At 34.9% G+C, this 19,132-nt stretch carries 24 protein-coding genes and 1 pseudogene; 23 read left to right on the forward strand and 2 right to left on the reverse strand.

Annotated elements, in window-relative coordinates; genetic code table 11:
* From xseA to OWO01_RS12900, 13 genes are all read left to right on the forward strand, one after another.
* Positions 1-1,362, forward strand: coding sequence for an exodeoxyribonuclease VII large subunit (gene xseA, locus OWO01_RS12840; RefSeq protein ID WP_268780862.1), 1,362 nt, complete (start codon positions 1-3; stop codon positions 1,360-1,362).
* Positions 1,349-1,579 (forward strand): exodeoxyribonuclease VII small subunit, encoded by a 231-nt coding sequence (gene xseB / locus OWO01_RS12845; RefSeq protein ID WP_268780863.1) that lies wholly within the window; start codon positions 1,349-1,351, stop codon positions 1,577-1,579. The genes xseA and xseB overlap by 14 nt, the downstream gene beginning before the upstream one ends.
* A 1-nt stretch (position 1,580) precedes the next feature.
* Positions 1,581-2,468, forward strand: a complete 888-nt coding sequence (locus tag OWO01_RS12850; RefSeq protein ID WP_268780864.1) for a polyprenyl synthetase family protein — start codon at positions 1,581-1,583, stop codon at positions 2,466-2,468.
* A gap of 813 nt (positions 2,469-3,281) precedes the next feature.
* Positions 3,282-3,869 (forward strand): hypothetical protein, encoded by a 588-nt coding sequence (locus tag OWO01_RS12855; RefSeq protein ID WP_268780865.1) that lies wholly within the window; start codon positions 3,282-3,284, stop codon positions 3,867-3,869.
* A gap of 25 nt (positions 3,870-3,894) precedes the next feature.
* Entirely contained in the window at positions 3,895-5,796 is a 1,902-nt protein-coding gene (gene dxs / locus OWO01_RS12860) for a 1-deoxy-D-xylulose-5-phosphate synthase (RefSeq protein WP_268780866.1), read from the forward strand.
* The gene (locus OWO01_RS12865) at positions 5,793-6,632 is read left to right on the forward strand and encodes a TlyA family RNA methyltransferase (RefSeq protein WP_268780867.1); all 840 of its coding nucleotides are present in this window, start codon (positions 5,793-5,795) and stop codon (positions 6,630-6,632) included. Before dxs ends, OWO01_RS12865 begins: the two co-directional genes overlap by 4 nt.
* Before the next feature lie 28 nt (positions 6,633-6,660).
* Positions 6,661-7,110, forward strand: coding sequence for a transcriptional regulator AhrC/ArgR (ahrC, locus tag OWO01_RS12870; protein ID WP_268780868.1), 450 nt, complete (start codon positions 6,661-6,663; stop codon positions 7,108-7,110).
* Between the two features lie 28 nt (positions 7,111-7,138).
* Complete coding sequence (gene recN / locus OWO01_RS12875) at positions 7,139-8,863, forward strand: DNA repair protein RecN (RefSeq protein WP_268780869.1); 1,725 nt, start codon at positions 7,139-7,141, stop codon at positions 8,861-8,863.
* Positions 8,864-9,195: 332 nt separating this feature from the next.
* On the forward strand, positions 9,196-10,485 hold the full coding sequence (spoIVB, locus tag OWO01_RS12880) for a SpoIVB peptidase (protein ID WP_268780870.1): 1,290 nt from the start codon (positions 9,196-9,198) through the stop codon (positions 10,483-10,485).
* A gap of 587 nt (positions 10,486-11,072) precedes the next feature.
* Complete coding sequence (spo0A, locus tag OWO01_RS12885; RefSeq protein WP_268780871.1) at positions 11,073-11,855, forward strand: sporulation transcription factor Spo0A; 783 nt, start codon at positions 11,073-11,075, stop codon at positions 11,853-11,855.
* Between the two features lie 162 nt (positions 11,856-12,017).
* Positions 12,018-13,001: a tyrosine-type recombinase/integrase gene (locus tag OWO01_RS12890; protein WP_268780872.1), complete on the forward strand. Its 984-nt coding sequence runs from the start codon at positions 12,018-12,020 to the stop codon at positions 12,999-13,001.
* 177 nt (positions 13,002-13,178) lie between these two features.
* A complete protein-coding gene (locus OWO01_RS12895) occupies positions 13,179-13,304 on the forward strand; it encodes a hypothetical protein (protein ID WP_268780873.1) in 126 nt (41 codons plus the stop codon).
* Between the two features lie 16 nt (positions 13,305-13,320).
* A complete protein-coding gene (locus tag OWO01_RS12900) occupies positions 13,321-13,569 on the forward strand; it encodes an HTH domain-containing protein (RefSeq protein ID WP_268780885.1) in 249 nt (82 codons plus the stop codon).
* Positions 13,570-13,954: 385 nt separating this feature from the next.
* Here the strand turns inward: OWO01_RS12900 and OWO01_RS12905 are convergent, their stop codons facing one another.
* Positions 13,955-14,191 carry a helix-turn-helix domain-containing protein gene (locus tag OWO01_RS12905; protein ID WP_268780874.1) on the reverse strand — a complete coding sequence of 79 codons (237 nt, stop codon included), beginning with the start codon at positions 14,189-14,191 and terminating at the stop codon, positions 13,955-13,957.
* Between the two features lie 466 nt (positions 14,192-14,657).
* Here OWO01_RS12905 and OWO01_RS12910 point away from each other — a divergent pair, with 466 nt between their 5' ends.
* The 10 genes from OWO01_RS12910 (at position 14,658) to OWO01_RS12955 (ending at position 18,713) form a co-directional block, all read left to right on the forward strand.
* On the forward strand, positions 14,658-15,092 hold the full coding sequence (locus tag OWO01_RS12910; protein WP_268780875.1) for a hypothetical protein: 435 nt from the start codon (positions 14,658-14,660) through the stop codon (positions 15,090-15,092).
* A 77-nt stretch (positions 15,093-15,169) separates the two neighbouring features.
* Positions 15,170-15,379, forward strand: coding sequence for a hypothetical protein (locus OWO01_RS12915; RefSeq protein ID WP_268780876.1), 210 nt, complete (start codon positions 15,170-15,172; stop codon positions 15,377-15,379).
* Between the two features lie 254 nt (positions 15,380-15,633).
* Complete coding sequence (locus tag OWO01_RS12920; protein WP_268780877.1) at positions 15,634-16,095, forward strand: hypothetical protein; 462 nt, start codon at positions 15,634-15,636, stop codon at positions 16,093-16,095.
* A 292-nt stretch (positions 16,096-16,387) separates the two neighbouring features.
* Positions 16,388-16,843: a DEAD/DEAH box helicase family protein gene (locus tag OWO01_RS12925; RefSeq protein WP_268780878.1), complete on the forward strand. Its 456-nt coding sequence runs from the start codon at positions 16,388-16,390 to the stop codon at positions 16,841-16,843.
* A 59-nt stretch (positions 16,844-16,902) separates the two neighbouring features.
* Positions 16,903-17,058 (forward strand): helix-turn-helix domain-containing protein, encoded by a 156-nt coding sequence (locus tag OWO01_RS12930; RefSeq protein ID WP_268780879.1) that lies wholly within the window; start codon positions 16,903-16,905, stop codon positions 17,056-17,058.
* Between the two features lie 27 nt (positions 17,059-17,085).
* Complete coding sequence (locus OWO01_RS12935; protein WP_268780880.1) at positions 17,086-17,499, forward strand: GIY-YIG nuclease family protein; 414 nt, start codon at positions 17,086-17,088, stop codon at positions 17,497-17,499.
* Between the two features lie 408 nt (positions 17,500-17,907).
* A complete protein-coding gene (locus tag OWO01_RS12940) occupies positions 17,908-18,114 on the forward strand; it encodes a hypothetical protein (protein WP_268780881.1) in 207 nt (68 codons plus the stop codon).
* A 12-nt stretch (positions 18,115-18,126) separates the two neighbouring features.
* The gene (locus tag OWO01_RS12945; protein ID WP_268780882.1) at positions 18,127-18,285 is read left to right on the forward strand and encodes a hypothetical protein; all 159 of its coding nucleotides are present in this window, start codon (positions 18,127-18,129) and stop codon (positions 18,283-18,285) included.
* A gap of 12 nt (positions 18,286-18,297) precedes the next feature.
* Positions 18,298-18,456, forward strand: a complete 159-nt coding sequence (locus OWO01_RS12950) for a hypothetical protein (RefSeq protein WP_268780883.1) — start codon at positions 18,298-18,300, stop codon at positions 18,454-18,456.
* Between the two features lie 11 nt (positions 18,457-18,467).
* Positions 18,468-18,713 (forward strand): hypothetical protein, encoded by a 246-nt coding sequence (locus OWO01_RS12955; protein ID WP_268780884.1) that lies wholly within the window; start codon positions 18,468-18,470, stop codon positions 18,711-18,713.
* A gap of 189 nt (positions 18,714-18,902) precedes the next feature.
* On the opposite strand, the pseudogene OWO01_RS12960 reads toward OWO01_RS12955, so the two are convergent.
* Positions 18,903-19,132 (reverse strand): annotated as a pseudogene (locus tag OWO01_RS12960) (transposase); the annotation flags it as partial.

The following is a 19,132-nucleotide window of genomic DNA, read 5'->3' on the forward strand; positions in this document are numbered from 1 at the left end:
TTGAAAGGGCAAGACAACTATTTAACGGTTACAGCTTTAACACGTTATATTAAAAGAAAATTTGAATTAGACAAGCATCTCACCACAGTCTGGTTAAAAGGCGAAATATCTAATTTTAAACATCATAGTCGTGGACATATGTACTTCACGCTAAAAGATGAGCAGTCAAGAATTCAGTCGGTCATGTTTGCTGGCAATAATCGCTCCTTAAAATTCACTCCCGAAAGTGGTATGCAAGTATTAATAAAAGGGGAAGTGAGTGTTTATGAACCACAAGGTCAATATCAACTCTATGTTCACGAAATGGAGCCAGACGGTATAGGGGCTCTGCAATTAGCGTATGAACAATTAAGAAACAAACTTAGAGAAGAAGGGCTATTTTCATCGGATAGAAAAAAAACATTGCCACTTTACCCCAAACATGTCGGGATCGTTACTTCTCCAACCGGGGCTGCAGTCCGTGACATTTTAATTACGCTAAAAAGGCGATATCCTTTAGTGAATATAACGCTTTTTCCTGTTCTTGTTCAAGGCTTAGAAGCAAAATACTCGATCGCTAATGCGATAGATCAAGCCAATACATTGGAATCACTGGATTTGTTAATCGTTGGGAGAGGTGGAGGTTCTTTAGAAGAATTGTGGGCATTTAATGAAGAGCTTGTTGTAAGAGCTATCGATCGTTCAAGAATCCCGATTATCTCAGCCGTTGGCCATGAGACAGATAGTACGATTGCTGATTTTGCAGCAGATGTGCGAGCTGCTACCCCTACTGCAGCTGCAGAACTGGCGGTTCCATCACAAGCGGAATTGATCGATAAGATTTGTCGTCTTCAGCAAACAATACATCGTCAAATGAAGCAAAAGACAAGTGCAGATCTTGAGAAATTAGAACGATTAAAAAAAAGCTATGCCTTTCGTTACCCAAGACAATTAATAACCCAGAAAGAACAAGAGTTAGACCGTTTGTTAGAGCGTTTGAATAGACAGACTTCAAATACTCATAAACAAAAACAAGAGCAATTGCAACAACTTGTCGATCGAATTTCAAGATCGCATCCTATGAAACAGCTAGAGGAAGCCAAAGAGCAACTTCTACATACAAAACAACAAGTGACACGATCTTTCTCACAACTTTATCAAACAAAAGTGGAACATTTCACAAAGCAGTTAGAGAAATTAGAGATATTAAGTCCATTATCGATAATGAGACGAGGATACACGATAAGTTATCGTAATGATGGTAAGATGATTAAATCTGTTAAGCAAGTACAACCAGGAGAGCAAATATCGGTGAAGTTAACAGATGGTTCTGTCGACTGTCAAGTTTGGGGAATAGAGGAGGGTGAAAATGTCGAAAGCTGAAATTACTTTTGAAGATGCAATGAAGAATCTTGAAGAGATTGTAGAAAAACTGGAGGAGGCCGAAGTGCCTTTGGAGAAAGCGATTCAATATTATCAACAAGGAATGGAATTATCGAAACTTTGCAGTGATAAATTGAAGAACGTGGAAGAGAAGATGGCACAAGTGATTGATGCAGAAGGGGTAATTAAGCCATTAAAAATAGAGGAGGATCATTAAGATGGATCAAGATCTTTCCACCTACATAGATGACCACAAAAATTGGATTACTGAGGAATTAAAAAATTGTATTCATGGCTTAGAAGATATTCCAAACCGATTAAAGGAAGCGATGATCTATTCTATTCAAGCAGGCGGGAAGAGAATTCGCCCAATACTGCTTATTGCAAGTTGTGAAGCGTTTGGTGGAGAAAGTAAAAATGTTCTCTCTGTTGCTATGGCCCTTGAAATGATCCATACATATTCCTTAGTTCATGATGACTTACCTGCAATGGATGATGATGATTTTAGACGTGGTTTACCAACGAACCACCGTAAGTTCGATGAAGCAACCGCAATTTTGGTCGGGGACGGTCTACTTACTTTAAGTTTTGAAATCATCGCGAATGATATGGTTTTGTCTAATAAACAAAAAGTATACGTAACCAAACGTTTAGCAGAGTGCGCAGGTCCTACAGGAATGGTAGCTGGTCAAGCGTTGGATATGTATGCCGAGAACAAAGCTGTAACTTTAGATGAACTCGAAAAAATACATCACCTCAAAACAGGCCAACTTCTTAGCTTTGCACTTGAAGTTGGAGCTTATTTGGGCGGAGCAAGCGATAGTGAATTACATGTAATGAAACAATGTGCTCGATTTACTGGTCTTGCCTTTCAGATTAAAGATGATATATTAGACGTGATTGGTGATCCGGATAAGCTTGGTAAGCCAATTGGAAGTGACGAAATCAATGATAAGAATACGTATCCTAAGTTGTTAGGTTTAGATGGTGCATATAAACAGAATGAAAAGTATGTACAAAAAGCAAAGCAAGCACTAATACGTGCAAATATTGATTCAACAAGATTAGCTGATTTGATTGATTATTTAAGTGAACGTGAGCAATAATTATATACGATAAACACTTATCCCATAGTCATTGTTTTCTAACTATCTCGCAATGATTGTATGGATTGTTAGTCCTAAAGTGTGGCATAAAGTCCATGGCACCAGGTTGAGTGTTAGTGTCTCTTACTCTGGGATAAAAATAGCAAAATTAAAGATAATATGATATAATGGGGATAACGAGGAATGGTGCAGTATTCTAGTCAGTTCTCCGGTTCTGAAGGCGGGCCTAAAAATCTGCCAAAGGGCACATCGATGAAGTTCCTTGTGTCGGCTTGAGGCGCCCAGCCTTGGGTCGGTGCTGGGAGTTAAGGTTGTAGGGCGATCCACAAAGGCATGTGGGCGTTGACCCTACTTCCGCGGAGGCCCATCTCTGTGGTAATACTTTAGCCAAAGTGATACGATGGAATGGGGTATGAACCTGTACAGCAAGAGAAGGGAATTCTTGTTGGCAGCGTAGCCTGCCTTGAGTGATTACTGAGGGGATTATAGTTATAACAGGGATTTAGGTGGCCACTAGATTCTTGTTTTTGCCTATATGAAATCAGGATTGCAAAAGAGGCTAGGAATCGGTGAAGAGCTGTTGAGGAAATCTCCTAGACTGTTCCGTTGGACGTTTAAAAGGGATTATAGTACGGACTAAGTGGTAATCCAGTCTAGCTTATGGCGACATAGCTAAGATGTATTTAAAGGGGAACCGCCAGAATGGCAACATTCGGTATGCATCTGGGAAAACCTACTGGACCTAAGCCGTAGTTTTTACTTTTTAAACGACCATTCCACATACATATGTACGTGAAAACGAGGGTTGATGAAATGGCGAAGTCTCGCTTACAAATGAATAAATCAATAAGGTTCAGTGTAAGTATCGCCGTTATCACATTTGTGTTAGCGGCTATTTTTTCAGTTGTATCCTCATCGATACTTAGTGGTGTGATGTGGGTAACTGGTTTTTTTATCGTTCTTATTATTGTGTTTATTGGTGTTTTTTTTGATATGTTAGGGGTGGCTGCAACTGCTGCCAAAGAAACTCCCTTTCACGCAATGGCTGCGGAGCGAGTTTTCGGTGCGAAAGAAGCTATTCTTATTGTGAGAAACGCGGATCGATTTGCTAGTTTTTGCAATGATGTAATTGGTGATATTTCAGGTGTAATAAGTGGTACAGCATCAACATTAGTAGTTATACAATTAGCCAGTGTTCTGGGGCACGGGGAAGGAACAACGGTTCAAATTATGATTGCTGTCATGATGACAAGTATTGTAGCAGCTTTTACAGTTGGTGGAAAGGCAATGGGAAAGTTTTTAGGCATCCACCATTCAACGAGTATTATTTTTTTTGTTGGAAAATTTATTGCATTTTTGGATAAAAAATTTAAAATAAAACTATTGAAGAAAAAAAAATAAATCTAAATTAGGGAGGAATCCCATTATGGATCTTACCAAGATTAAAGATCCTTCTTTTTTGAAGAAGTTAAATAATGATGAATTAGAAGTACTTGCATATGAAATTCGAAAATTTTTAATTGCTAAGCTGGCGATTACAGGAGGTCATTTAGGACCTAACCTGGGTGTAGTTGAACTAACCTTAGCTTTGCATAAACAATTTAATAGTCCTCAAGATAAATTCCTCTTTGATGTGGGTCATCAATCTTATGTTCATAAAATTTTGACTGGTCGCGCGGATCAATTTGAATCATTACGTCAATATAAGGGTATGTCAGGTTTTCCTAAAATGTCAGAAAGTGAACATGATGTATGGGAGACAGGTCATAGTTCTACTTCACTTTCTGGAGCAATGGGTATGGCTATTGCAAGAGACCTACAAGAAAAAGATCATTATATTGTACCGATTATTGGAGATGGAGCCTTAACTGGCGGTATGGCTTTGGAAGCTTTGAACCATATTGGGCACGAACAAAAAGATGTAATTGTTGTTCTGAATGATAACGAAATGTCTATCGCAAACAATGTTGGTGCCTTACACAATGCACTTGGTAGAATGCGCAGTGCTGGTAAATATCATAAAGCGAAAGATGAGCTAGAATGGTTGTTGAAAAAAATCCCAGCAGTCGGTGGTGTAATTGCAAATACGGCAGAGAAATTAAAAGATAGTATGAAGTATTTTATGATACCAGGGATGTTATTTGAAGAATTTGGCTTCACTTATTTTGGTCCTGTAGATGGTCACGATCTGAATGATCTACAAGAAAATCTTGGCTTTGCAAAAAAGACGAAAGGTCCAGTGCTATTACATGTCATTACGAAAAAAGGAAAAGGTTATATTCCAGCAGAGACGGACAAAAAGGATAAATGGCATGGAGTAGGTCCATATAAAATAGAGTCTGGAGAAAAGATAAACCCTGTTACCTCTGCTCCAGCTTGGAGTAAAGTCGTATCGGATACATTAGTAACACTTGCTGAAAAGGATCCACGCTTAATTGTAATAACACCTGCAATGATACTCGGATCAAAATTAGAAAAGTTTCAACAAAAATTTAAAAATCGACTTTATGATGTTGGTATTGCTGAACAACATGCAACAACAATGGCAGCAGGTCTAGCGACACAAGATATGAAACCGTTTCTATCCATTTATTCAACATTTTTACAACGCGCCTATGACCAAATTTTACATGATATCTCTCGGCAAAATCTCCCTGTTATTATTGGGATTGACCGTGCTGGGTTAGTAGGGGCTGATGGAGAAACGCATCAAGGTATTTACGATATTTCCTTCTTAAGAGCAATGCCGAATATCGTTATCATGATGCCAAAAGATGAAAATGAGTGTCAACACATGGTCAATACTGCTTTATCCTATCAAGACGGTCCAATTGCACTTCGATATCCTAGAGGAAATGGTGTGGGTGTAGAAATGGATCAAGACTTAATGCAGATTCCAATAGGAAAATGGGAGCTGTTAGAGAAAGGGACAGATGCTAGTATCCTTACATTTGGTACAACTATTTCAATGGCGTTAGCAGCCCGGGAGTTGTTGGCTGAAAAAGGTATTTCTGTCCAAGTTGTTAATGCGAGATTTATCAAACCACTAGATGAAACGATGCTACATCAAATCCTCAAATCAAATATGCCAGTCCTTACAATTGAAGAAGCAGTTTTGGCTGGTGGGTTTGGCAGTGGTGTTTTGGAGTTTGCAGAAGCAAATAATTATCAAGAAGTATGTATTAAACGCATGGGAATTCCAGATAAATATGTTGAACACGGTGAAGTTGAAGTTTTGTTAGAAGATATAGGACTAACAAAAGAGAACATTGTAAAAGAAATCGAAAAAATATTACCAACTAAGATGAAAAGAGCTCAATTATTATGACAAGCAAAAAAGTACGGTTAGATATTTTATTAGTAGAGCGCGGTTTAATCGAGACAAGGGAAAAAGCGAAGCGTTCCATCATGGCTGGTTTAGTGTTTTCTGAAACCGAACGACTCGATAAACCAGGAATCAAAGTAAATAACGACATACCTTTGGAGGTGAAAGGAAAGTTATTCCCTTATGTAGGGCGTGGGGGATTGAAATTAGAGAAAGCATTGGAGGTATTTCAACTGGATGTTTCCGATCAAATAATGATTGATATTGGTTCATCAACTGGGGGATTTACTGATTGCGCATTGCAGAATGGTGCGAAGCTTTGCTATGCTGTGGATGTTGGCTATAATCAATTGGATTGGAAACTCCGTAACGATGAACGAGTAATAGTAATGGAGCGAACGAATTTTCGTCATGTGACTGCAGATATGTTAAAAAACGGGGATCCTACTTTTGCATCCATTGATGTCTCTTTTATTTCATTACGATTAATACTCCCGGTATTACGAAAAATTCTTGCACCAAATAGTAATGTGGTTGCATTGATTAAACCGCAATTTGAAGCTGGTAAAGATCAAGTGGGAAAAAAGGGGATTGTTAGAGATAAGAACGTACATTACCAAGTAGTTACAGAGATGATTCAATTTGCTGTATTAGAGGGTTTTCATTTTCAAGACCTTACTTTCTCTCCCATTACCGGTGGGGATGGAAACATTGAGTTTTTGGTTCACTTGAGTTTATTAGAAGATGAGTCCGTACTTACAGACCAATTTCTCGATGAGATTAACGATATCACTGAAAAAATAGTGGATCAGGCACATCAAAAACACCACAATGGATAGTCAATAAGTCGTAAAGAGGGTGATAATAATGAATAAAGGACAGCGCCACATCAAAATTCGAGAATTAATAACGAATAATGACGTGGAGACACAAGATGAATTAGTAGATACACTGCGGATGCAGGGGTATAATGTTACACAAGCGACTGTATCTAGAGATATAAAAGAACTACACTTAGTAAAAGTTCCAATGACTGATGGACGTTACAAGTATAGTCTGCCTGCAGACCAACGCTTCAACCCACTAGAAAAATTAAAGCGGTTGATGCGTGATGCGTTTGTACGCATTGATCAAACGAGTCATTTTCTCGTTTTAAAAACATTACCTGGGAACGCAAATGCTTTGGGCGCACTTATTGATAATTTAGATTGGGACGAGATATTAGGTACGATTTGTGGAGATGACACCATTTTAATTATATGCAGAACAGAAGAAAATACAAGAACAATCCAAGATCGATTTTTGAAAATGTTATAATAAATTTTGGAGAAAGGGAGGTGTTTTCATGCTGACTGAACTTACGATTAAAGATTTCGCAATTATCGAAGAATTAACACTATCCTTTAGAGAAGGATTGACTGTTTTAACCGGTGAAACAGGTGCTGGAAAGTCAATTATTATTGATGCAGTTGCACTTTTAACTGGTGGAAGAGGTTCTGTTGAATATGTGCGATATGGCACAGAAAAAGCAACATTAGAAGGTTTGTTTACTGTTGATGATCGAACACATGCTATATATCAAACAGGTAAGGAATATGGAGTTCAGATGGATTCTGATGGCATGATTGTTCTACATCGTACCATTACTGCAAATGGCAAAAGTATTTGTCGCGTTAACGGCACATTAGTGACCTTGGGTATTCTAAAAGAATTTGGTAAAAATCTTATTGATATACATACACAACACGAGACTCAATCTTTAATGGATGTGGAAAGACATCTTCCATTACTTGACCTATACCATAAAAAAATTATGGATGAAGCGAAAACAGAGTATAGTCGTGTCTTTGATCGATATATAAAAGTAAAGAAACGGTTAGATCATTTAAATCATAACGAGCAAGAAATTGTTCAACGTCTTGATTTATTAAAATTTCAGCTAATGGAGTTAAATGAGGCGGAATTAACACCAGGAGAAGACGAGCAACTCCAGGATGAAAGAGAAAAACTGCTTAATTTTGAAAAAATATACGGTAGTGTTCAAGAAGCTTATTCAGCATTACATGGAGAGCAAAAGGGCTTAGACTGGTTATCCCATGCATTATCGAGTTTAGAACGGGCAAGTGAATACGAACCGACTTTAATGGACAAAAAAGAAAGTTTTTCTAATCATTATTATTTAATAGAAGAGTTATCGTTTGATTTAAGAAATTATTTAGATAGTTTTGAATTCGATCCTGAACGTTTAAATTTTTTAGAATCACGATTAAATGAATTGAACCGACTGATGAGGAAATATGGAAGTTCAGTAAACGAGATGTTAGAATACGCTGCGAAAATTGAAGATGAAATTGAAGAATTGGAAGATCGAGATAACTCCATGCAAAAATTAGTGGATGAATTAAAGGAGTTAGAACAGGATACGTTGGTTGAAGCCAAACATTTACATGATTTACGAATAAAAGCTGCTAAAGAACTGATAAGTACTATTGAACAGGAATTAGAAGATCTATATTTAAAAAAAGCTACTTTTGACGTAAAAATAGATATAAAAAAAGCAAAAGAGGGAAATGTTGAAATAGATGGTAAAACAGTGCATTTAGGATCAACTGGTTATGATCAAGTTAAATTCCTTCTTTCAACGAATCATGGAGAACCTGTTAAAGAGATGCATAAAATTGCTTCAGGTGGAGAATTATCACGGATAATGTTAGCGCTTAAAAAGATTTTTGCAAGTCACCAAGGAGTAACCAGTGTGATTTTTGATGAAGTAGATACTGGCGTCAGTGGTAGAGTGGCGCAAGCTATCGCTGAGAAAATTCATGATATATCTTCAGGATCCCAAGTCCTATGTATCACGCACTTGCCACAAGTTGCTGCAATGGCTGATACTCATGTTCTTATTAGTAAAAAGACGAAAAACAATCGAACTTCTACAACAGTCAAAGAATTATCTACACAGGACAGAGTTGAAGAAATAGGAAGAATGATCACAGGTACACAGTTAACAGCTACTTCAAAAGAACATGCAAAAGAACTTATTCATTCAGCTAATAAATTTAAGAAATAACAGACGTTTAGAGTATGCAAATACTTCTAATCGTCTGTTTTTTGCTTTAATATCGTAATTTCTGTAGATAATACTTATATTGCGTGTTCAAAACTCACATGCATTAGACAAAAAAATGAGACATTTATCAATTAGTTATTAGATGAATATCCTTTTATTCGATAACATGCAAAATCTTGTTTGCTCTGTTAATGTAAAAGGAAAAACTTGAGGTTAAACAGGAAAACTTAACCCGATTATGAGAACTTTACAGGGTTTAAAAAAACTAGTTCAAGGTCAAATTAGAAGTACAGAAAAAAATAAAATTCAGGTTAAGACGAGGAGCGTGAAATGTGAATAAGTTAAACATTCGTGTAGCGATAGGAACAATACTCCTTGTTACTTTCCTTACTATGCCTTTTCTAAGTACAGTGAAAGAATTTATCTCGATTCCCGATGAGATTACTGTATTCCACAATGGGCAAGATACAATAACAGTATCGACATTAGGAGAAAGAGTTGAGATCGCTCCACAACAAAATGAAGAAGTAATTCAAGCCATAAACAGTAACCAATTCCAAACATTAAATAGTGGAGAATCCTCCATTGTTTATCAATATGCAGGTTTACCAATTAAAAGAGTTAATGTAGATGTATTAGATGATTTCCGGGTAATCCCGGGCGGGCAATCCATTGGAGTCAACCTTGAAACTTTAGGAGTTTTGGTGGTAGGACATCATTTAATTGAAGAAGAGTCTGAAAAAACATCACCAGGTGAAGAAGCTGGTATTGAAGTTGGCGATATAATATTAAAGATTGAGCAAGAAGAAATTGAGTCAATGGATCAAATTGCTCCATTAGTAGAAAAAGCAGGAAATGACAATACCCCCCTTGAATTCACGGTGAAAAGAGGTTCTAATACATTCAAAAAAGAACTAACACCTAGCTTTGATAAAAATGAGCAAGGGTACCGAATCGGATTGTATATTCGTGATTCAGCTGCAGGGATAGGAACCATGACTTTCTATGAACCAGATTCTAAAAAGTATGGTGCGTTAGGGCATGTTATATCAGATATGAATACAAAAAAGCCAATCGAAATTGATGAAGGTAGTATTGTTCGGTCTTCTATAACCTCCATTCAAAAAGGAAATAGTGGTACACCAGGTGAAAAGCGAGCTTCTTATACCAATAACCAAGGAAGGCTTGGGAATATCACGAAGAATAGCCCGTTCGGTGTTTTTGGTGAATTGGAGAATGATCTTAGTAAGAGTGAATGGGATCAGCCCATGCCGATTGCTTTACCTGAACAGGTAGAGGAAGGTCCTGCAAAGATTTTAACTGTATTAGAAGACGAAAAAGTTGAGTCATTTGATATTGAAGTAGTCAATAGTGTAGAACAGAAAAACCCAGCTACAAAAGGGATGGTAATAAAAATCACGGATGAACGTTTATTGGATGTTACTGGTGGTATCGTTCAAGGAATGAGTGGTAGTCCGATTATTCAAAATGATAAAGTTATCGGAGCAGTTACACATGTCTTTGTCAATGATCCAACATCTGGATATGGAATTCATATTGAATGGATGTTACAAGAAGCCGGTATCGATATTTACCAAAAACAACAACAAAATGCAAGCTGAAAAAAACCCAAAAATTAGAGCGTGAGCCTAATTTTTGGGTTTTTCATACTAACGCATTATCTATAAACTGTGGAGTAACGAATCTAGGTTATAGTGGCCGTTTCACCGAGGTTGTAGCAGTTTTTTGACCTAAACCTAAGCAAGATCGGCTATCTTGACGAGGTTAGCCCCATTTTTGACCTGAACCTAAGCAAGATCAGCCCATCTTAACGAGGTTAGCCTCATTTTTCAGCCGCCATCCTCGCGTGAACATCATTAAAGTGAAAAAATTAAATTATTTACCACACAGTTTGGGTCTACTCGTAATCATCCTGAAGCAAAGGTTTATGTAATGTTCTATCTGTAATTTAAACCTTTGAAAAAAGTACTTTTTTTGTTGGGAATTTATGTTACAATATATAGATATAAAGATTATTCGACAAGTTGATTATTCTGTGTCGCTTAAAATCGAAAATGAGCGAAATTCAAAGAAAATCAAAGGAATATTGAGTAAATTTAATTTTTTTTAAATAAAAGAAGGTTTATAAAAACTTGTGTCGAATTTAGATAAAGCAGAGATGAGAGTTAAACTTAAGGAGGAAGAATTAGTGGAGAAAATTAAAGTTTGTTTAGTAGATGACAATCAAGAACTAATTTATTTAATGGAGGAGTACTTCGAGTCTCAAAAGGATATAGAAGTTGTTGGTACGGCATTCAATGGAAAAGAATGTTTAACTTTATTAGAAGATAAAGAACCAGACGTTCTTATACTGGATATTATTATGCCTCACATGGATGGATTAGCAGTATTAGGAAACATAAAGAATCTTGATTTGAAAAAGAGACCCAACGTCATTATGTTAACGGCGTTTGGTCAAGAGGAAGTAACAAAAAAGGCTGTTGATCTCGGTGCTTCGTATTTTATATTAAAACCATTTGATCTAGATAATTTAGCAGATCAGGTTAGACAAGTACATGGAATACCAGTTCAAGACAAAAAAATTCCACAAAGAGACAGATCTAACAAACAGGATAAATTCGATTTAGAAGCAAGTATTACCAATATCATTCATGAAATTGGTGTACCGGCTCACATTAAAGGTTATATGTATTTAAGAGAAGCAATCACAATGGTGTACAATGATATTGAATTGTTAGGATCTATCACTAAAGTTCTTTATCCAGATATTGCAAAGAAATTTAATACTACTGCTTCTAGAGTTGAGCGAGCAATCCGACATGCGATTGAAGTAGCATGGAGTAGAGGAAATATCGATTCTATCTCAACACTATTCGGCTATACTGTAAATGTTTCAAAAGCGAAGCCAACGAATAGTGAATTCATCGCAATGGTTGCTGATCATTTACGATTAGAACATCGCGCTTCATAACAATTGATGTATCAAGGGTTACAAAGGTTTATGAAAATTTTATAGGTGACACAGTTGACCAACGAACATAGGATTGTACCAACTAACTACTTATGGGAACTGTACGAATTAACCTCTTATTTATTTGTGTTATTACAACACTTGAATAGGAGGTTTTTTGCGTTGAATGACATCGAGTTTCATTTGGACAACTTCATGTTGCATTGCGATTCAAAAAATTTAAGTAGAAAAACATTAAATTCATACGAGCAAACGTTGAGATTATTTCAATTTTATTTGGAAAACGAACAAAAAATTACAAAGGTAAAAGATATTAAAAGTGGTCATATCCGGCAATACGTCAAATATTTACGAGAAAGAGGCAAGTATACCGTTGTTAGTAATGGTTCATCTAAAATTAATCACCCAGACAGGAAAACAGATTTAGGCAGTGATATATCTGATACAACGATTGCTAATTATCTAAGGAATATTAAGGTTTTTATAAACTTTTTGTATAAAGAAAGAGAATTAGTTAGTAATCCAGTTGAAAATATCCAGAATATTAAACCGCAACGTAAACAAAAGTCATTGTTGAAGCCTGAAGAGTTAAAACAATTACTTAGCTCAATGGATATTACAAGGTTCCATGAAAGGAGATTGTGGACTCAGGTGAGGCTATGTTTAGATACAGGTATTAGGGCAACAGAAAGCTGTGAAATACTCCCTAATGACTTAGATTTGAAGTACAACTCACTGCTTATCCGTAATCCTAAAAATCATAAGGAAAGATTTGTTTATTTCTCAAGCAAAATGAGCGTTGACTTAAAAAGGTGGTTACATTATAGGGATCGTTTTTCTGATTCGGTTTATCTGTTCCCAACAACAAGGGGAACAAAACAAGATGTAAGAAACTTTGAGAGGTCATTAAAAAAGGCAGGAGAAAAGGTTGGGGGAAATGTACATCCACATCAACTAAGAAACACATTTGCAAAGTATTACCTCACAGGTGTAAATGGTAGCGGTCAAGGTGATTTTGCAACACTGAGTAGAATACTTGGACACTCCAGCTCAGAAGTTACGGCACGGGCTTATCTAGATTTTACAAACGATGAAATTAGAAAGAATTATCAAAGACATTCACCATTAAACAATTTAGGACTATAAAAAAAAATAGACCGTTCACAAAGGAACAGTTATACTCGATTAATCTCTATTGGCGTAGAGATAAAATAATATTAAACCATCTAATGTTATTTTAATCGAAAAAAAGCGTTATTGCAAACGTTTATTTAAGTATGTCTAATTTCCTCCATTGAACGGTAACAAGAGGAGGAATAAATAATGTCAAAGAAAGCCGCAATCACCATCATTGCATTCACAGATACTTATCAAAACTTATCTTCATTCACAAACATTGATGATCTAAACGACACAGTGAGACATTACAAAGAAAATTTTTACAAATGAACTAAATAACAACGCTATACGTGTATTAGACACCTTACATAGATACTCAGCAAAGTATCAGGGTGTTTCTTTCCGCACAAAAAATAACCTTGCTATCGAACTTAAAATTAGTCGTAGGACGGTTATTAGAGCATGTCAAAAGTTAGAATCATTAGGGATTATAAGGCAGCATGACATGAAACGTAAATCTGATATGAAACAGACTTCAAATGCTATTGTAATTCAACCTATACAACAAAATGTCACACAAGAAACAAAAAAATAGATCAAAAATGTCACACCAAAAAGACAACTTCAACTTCTTTAAAACAAATAATTAATAATAACGTAAAAGGGGACAACGTAACTTTTGATCACACATTTGTATCCAGTAATATTCCAAGTGAATTTATTGAAGCTGTGAGTCCGTTTTACAACGCACCTGAGAGCATTTATGAGTTATGGCACAGATTATCCTTAGCGGCATCCAAAGCAGGCTCACAAACAACGTTAGACCAGAATCTAAACGAGTACATTAAAGTGTTTAAGGAATCCATTCATAAACTAAAACAGGGTAAGATACGTAAGTCAATTTTCGGATATTTATACTCAGCTTGGCATGTGACAGCTAAACATTTAACCATGAAATCTAATGCAACAACTGGACTATATTATGATTGGTTGTTGGAATAAACAAATACATCTGTGATATCAAATGTCCTAGTCGTGTCCAGAGTATTTAAAGTGGTAACTATTTTTTCAAGCGTCTCAAAGTTAATGGATCTAGCCTTATTTAATGCTATATCACTAATTGTATTAGGTCGTACCTTTGATTCAACAGCTAATTTATTTTTAGTTATTCCAATATCATCAAGTGTTTTTCCTAACGTACATTCAATTTTTGGCATAATATCAACCTCCTAATAACATTATACAATAAAGTTTAACTATTAACGATATATCTATTGACGTTTAACTCAAAAAGTTATATTATTGGTATATCGAATTAAGTAAAACTATTTAAGTTATACAAAGGAGATGTAATTAATGCCTAAATCAAAAACAGATTGGTTTTTTAAAAGGGGAGGAAATGAAAATGGACAGATGGAATATTCGATATATCGACGAAAATGGAGAGTGCCAATCGTGGGTGTTTACGGACATTAACCAATTGAGCAAGTATGATCAATCATTAAAAAAAAGATAACATCAAGTATGCTACGGACTATTACGAGGGCGCGCAGTTGATTAAAGGAAGCAGGACAAAAATAAAATAATTAGTAGTATCAATTTTACACAAAATATTGTAATATTATACTAATTACCTCACGTACAGTCACCCCAGACAAATAAATCTAAAAGGGGAAATGAAAAATGAACACACTAACTATCCGGCAAAAAAGCAGCAACTTTAAACTAATGGGAGGTAAGTTCCAGGAACATTTTGATTTTTTTAATGCATGCGTAAAAAATGAGGAAGATTTAAAAGGATTTTATCAAACTTTTAATGGAAACTGTGTAAAATCAATCATGGCTTATCGCATGGATAAGCTAAATGAAGCTAATTTATCGTTGGGTGAGTTTTTGAATGTTTGCAAAAAGGATATTGCAAAGGGATTAGAGTTACTATTTTTGGAGGCTATGCCTAGCGATAAGGTTGATCGATTTGAAAAGAGTGGTATTAGTTTAAAAGACTTGTACGCAAAATCTATGCAAGCTAAAGGTACCAATTTGACGGCTCTAATTAATAATTTTGATATGGTTGGTTACAAGTGGGATGGAGATGATACATTTCTTTTAAATATTTGATATTTTCGGTAAACAAATGGCGATTTTGCGATTAAAAATACTATATATAGAAGGTTGTAAAAAAGGAGAATGATAGAATGGAAGACAAATTAGTAAAAGTGATCATTGAGAAAGAAGTAGCACAACTTAAAGAGGAGAATACTTATAGTTTTTTTAGCGATTTCATTTACCAAAATAAGTTGGAAGAAAAATTTATTAGATTTTTGCGAAAAGAACAGAAAAAATATGCGGATAACAGTGTGGCTGATCGAGAGGATTACGATCACATCGCTATGGATTTTGAGTAGATAAGCTCTTTTTTTTATCACACCGTTAACTAAAAATCTTTATATTTATCCTATAATATCAAACTATGACTCTATAATGGTTATTATATAGATATTCAGCCTGTATGTCAATGAAAATTTATAAAAAAATATAATTATTTACTATATGTTTTTGGGGCGAAAGTAAAGATAATGATACAGAAAGGGGGTGGTGACGTTGGTGTTTTAAGTGTTTAATACGGTTGCATATCAAAATTTTAGGAGGAAAAATAAAAATGTTTAATGAAAATAAAGATTTCCCTCGGATTGGTAAATCAGTACAACTATTTGAAAAATATTTTGGAGAACAATTAAACAGGTCTGAGAACCTAGTGGAATTCGCTCAAGACATCTATGATAACGGTGAATATGTTAAAGTCTTAAAGGTGAATGAAAAGGCGAATAATATTGCTTGGACAATTGAAAGTAAAAGTCATGTTGCTGTTTTGGCGGCGGACAAATTTTTACCTGATGATACTAAACTAGTAAAAGAACAAATTGCTGTGAAAAATATATTTATAGATGCTGAATTTCCTGTAGATATTTATGAGTATTATTCTGAGAGTCTATTAGATAGTGATGCCTATATTGAAAGTGATCAATCTGATAAGGGGTACATTACTGTTTACATATCGGAAATTAATAATGTAAATTGCAGACTCGTAGTCGGATTAGGTAGAGAAGACCAAGTTAATTAAATAAATTTTTTTATGGTGTGCCTCAATCGGGGCATGCCAAACATAAATTGATAAGGAGAGGTTAAATGGAAAAGTATAGCTTGAAACATTTACATCGAAGGTTTAAAAATGATATCTCATTACGAATAGGTTTAGTGTTGAGTTTTTTGGTAAGTGGGGTGTTGTTGCTTTTTGATCTGCAATATCTAGGTAATTCACATGTAAGTTATTCAATAGCATCCTTATTATTTATTGTTTCAATTTCGATAATCTTTAAAGAATTGAGTAAGTGTAAAACAAAGAAGGGGATAAATTGAGGGTAAGCGATCTCATAACAAATGAGGAAATCAAAAAATGGAAAATTGGCGATACAGTCACTATTAAAGCTGGAACTGGTTCAGGTAAGAGTCATTTTATTAAAAACAAACTATTCTTACACGCAAAAAAGAACAATGAGAAGATTTTAATGCTATTACATAGAAAAAATACAGTGGATCAGTTTAAAAACGAAATTAGAAAACAAAACAAATCCCAAACAATTACGATTATTACATATCAATATTTGGAAAGTGCTGTAAAAAACAAGTATGCAGAACTAGATGACCTAATGAATAAACACACATATCTAATATGCGACGAATACCATTACTGGTTAAGTGATAGTTTGATTAATCGGTATACAGAATTATCTTTAAACCACCTAATTAAGCAACAAAATAAGATCAAAATTTTTATGAGTGGCACGAGCAATCTTTTTGTCCTTAATTAAATAAAATGATGTCATAAAAATTAAATAATAAATTGTTAGAAGAATGGAGGGGAAGGATGATGCTATTTAACAAACAGCAGATATTAAGCCTGTACGCTGAGAAGAAAGGTAAAGGAATAACGAATAAACAACTAGCTCAAGCGGTTGATCTGAATCCAGCTACTATTAGTAGATGGTTTAACTTTAAGATGAATTTATCTGATCAAAAGGAATGAGAAATCAGAAATTACATAAAAAGCAAAGTGGAGTACAGTGTTTACAGGTTTTTTGATGAAAGTGGTCAAGTTATTTATGTTGGAAAGACATCTAAAGGAATTCATAACAGGATTAGAAACCATCTGGGATCGGGTACTTTTGAGCTTTACCACTATCTAAATGTAGAAAAAAATGATTATGTAGAATTAAATTCTAGTATAGATGCGACAATTATTGAGCTATATCTTATCAATAAATATAATCCAAAGCTAAATAAACAAGGTACTCATAGTGAAAAATCACATCTTGATATCGATATTCCTTGTAGTTGGATCGTCTACCCGATTAACGACTATAAAAAAATGTTAAGAAAGCGATTTGGATCTAAAAACAATATAGTTGTTCCTCATGAAGAAATTGAAAAGTACGAAAGAAGAATTGATGAACTATCAAAGAAATAATTAATAAAGCGATTAATTTTACTTGAAAACTTATTTGACGTTAGCCGGTATGCCTAGTCCATGTCGTTTGAGTATGTGTGAGCGTCGTTAAATAAATCGTGTACATTAAATAATTATTTTTCCTCTTATATGCGCGAGCTTAGGCTGATAATCATCCGGTTATCAGTCTTTGGGATTTCCATGAGTGATTTGGAAGAAATAAAAGAAGAGTTTGAGTCTAATACAGTAAATTATTTGAGTCAAGATGACTTGGACGAGATCCAAATATTAGTAAAAAGTGAAAATGAAAGATTGTATAAGAGGTTTGCATGACACTTCCACAAATTGAACGATACCATAAGCGAGTTATCGGAAGATATTGAAGATTTAAAAATATTTATTAAGTATGTGATTAAAGGAGATGATTGAATGACGATCAGTGAGTTAAGGGAGCATTTTGACGACGTAGTAAGGAGAAGCGAGACAGATTTAGCCATACAAATTAATAATACACTTGATCAGTTTACGAGTGGATCGGTCGCAAAAGAAGCCGTCAAAAAGGTGCAAATTGAATGGTTGAAAAATATGGCAGATATGATGCTAAGACAGGCATACCACCTAGAAAATAAAGATTAGGAGTGATATATAATGAAGGTTATTTTAAATGGAGTAGGTACGGGTATTACTGTAACTTTTAGTATTATTACTAAAAATAGAATTATTTCTGATGAGGAATTTAATGAAAAGAATTTAAAAATTACGGCTATCAAAGGTGATCAGACAATTCAATTTGTACAAGATAATTAGAAATAGAGGAGAGTGATTAACATTTTAATAGCATTCCAAAGTATTTTATTGATTTTTATCGTGTTATTTGGCATTAGTACGATTGGATCAACCGATAATGACCAACGTGTACAGTGTGTTAGTGTTGCGATAGCAGCAATCTTAGCAATGGTTGTAACATTTTATGTTTAGGGGGTGATGCAATGGAAAATATTATTGAGATAAACGGAAGAGAATATACGGAAGATGAGATTAGAGAAAAGGTTGCATATGTTGTAGCAATGTTTAAAAAAGCATGGAATAAGATCGTAGATATGGTTGAGAAATTGGTAAAAGCAATACTTGATATAGCTAGAATTTATGTAGACTATGTATTTAATCACACACCAGTGGGATATAAGCGTTATTTCAAAATAGACAAATTAAAATATTTTCAATCTATTACCTGAATTATTCATACTTCGAACTTAAGTCATAAATGGAATCAAAGTCTAGAATCTTTCTTTACCACCAATAATATTCATAGTAAATTGGGACACTTCGACAGAACTTTTAAGCAAGTGCTTCGAGATAATCTGTTTTTGGGCAGACTGCTCCTCTGGTCTTACATTAACTTTTTAAAAACAGGGATGAGGTGTTTACTCTAGTTTTAGGGTCTGAATTCGCCCAAGTACCTTCCAAAAGAATTCTTGGTACACGAAACTTGAAGATAATTTGAAGTGAAGGGATCTTCCCGACTTTACTAATTTACTAGCGACGTTAATAATCCGTGTCCTTATTGTTTCGATTTGCATCGTCTTTTGTTCTTCCGGAAAAACAAAGCGTACGCAACCAATTCGTTAGGTTATAAGCTAGCAGACTCAACATC

Source organism: Natronobacillus azotifigens, from assembly GCF_026805325.1.
GTDB classification, from domain to species: domain Bacteria; phylum Bacillota; class Bacilli; order Bacillales; family Amphibacillaceae; genus Natronobacillus; species Natronobacillus azotifigens.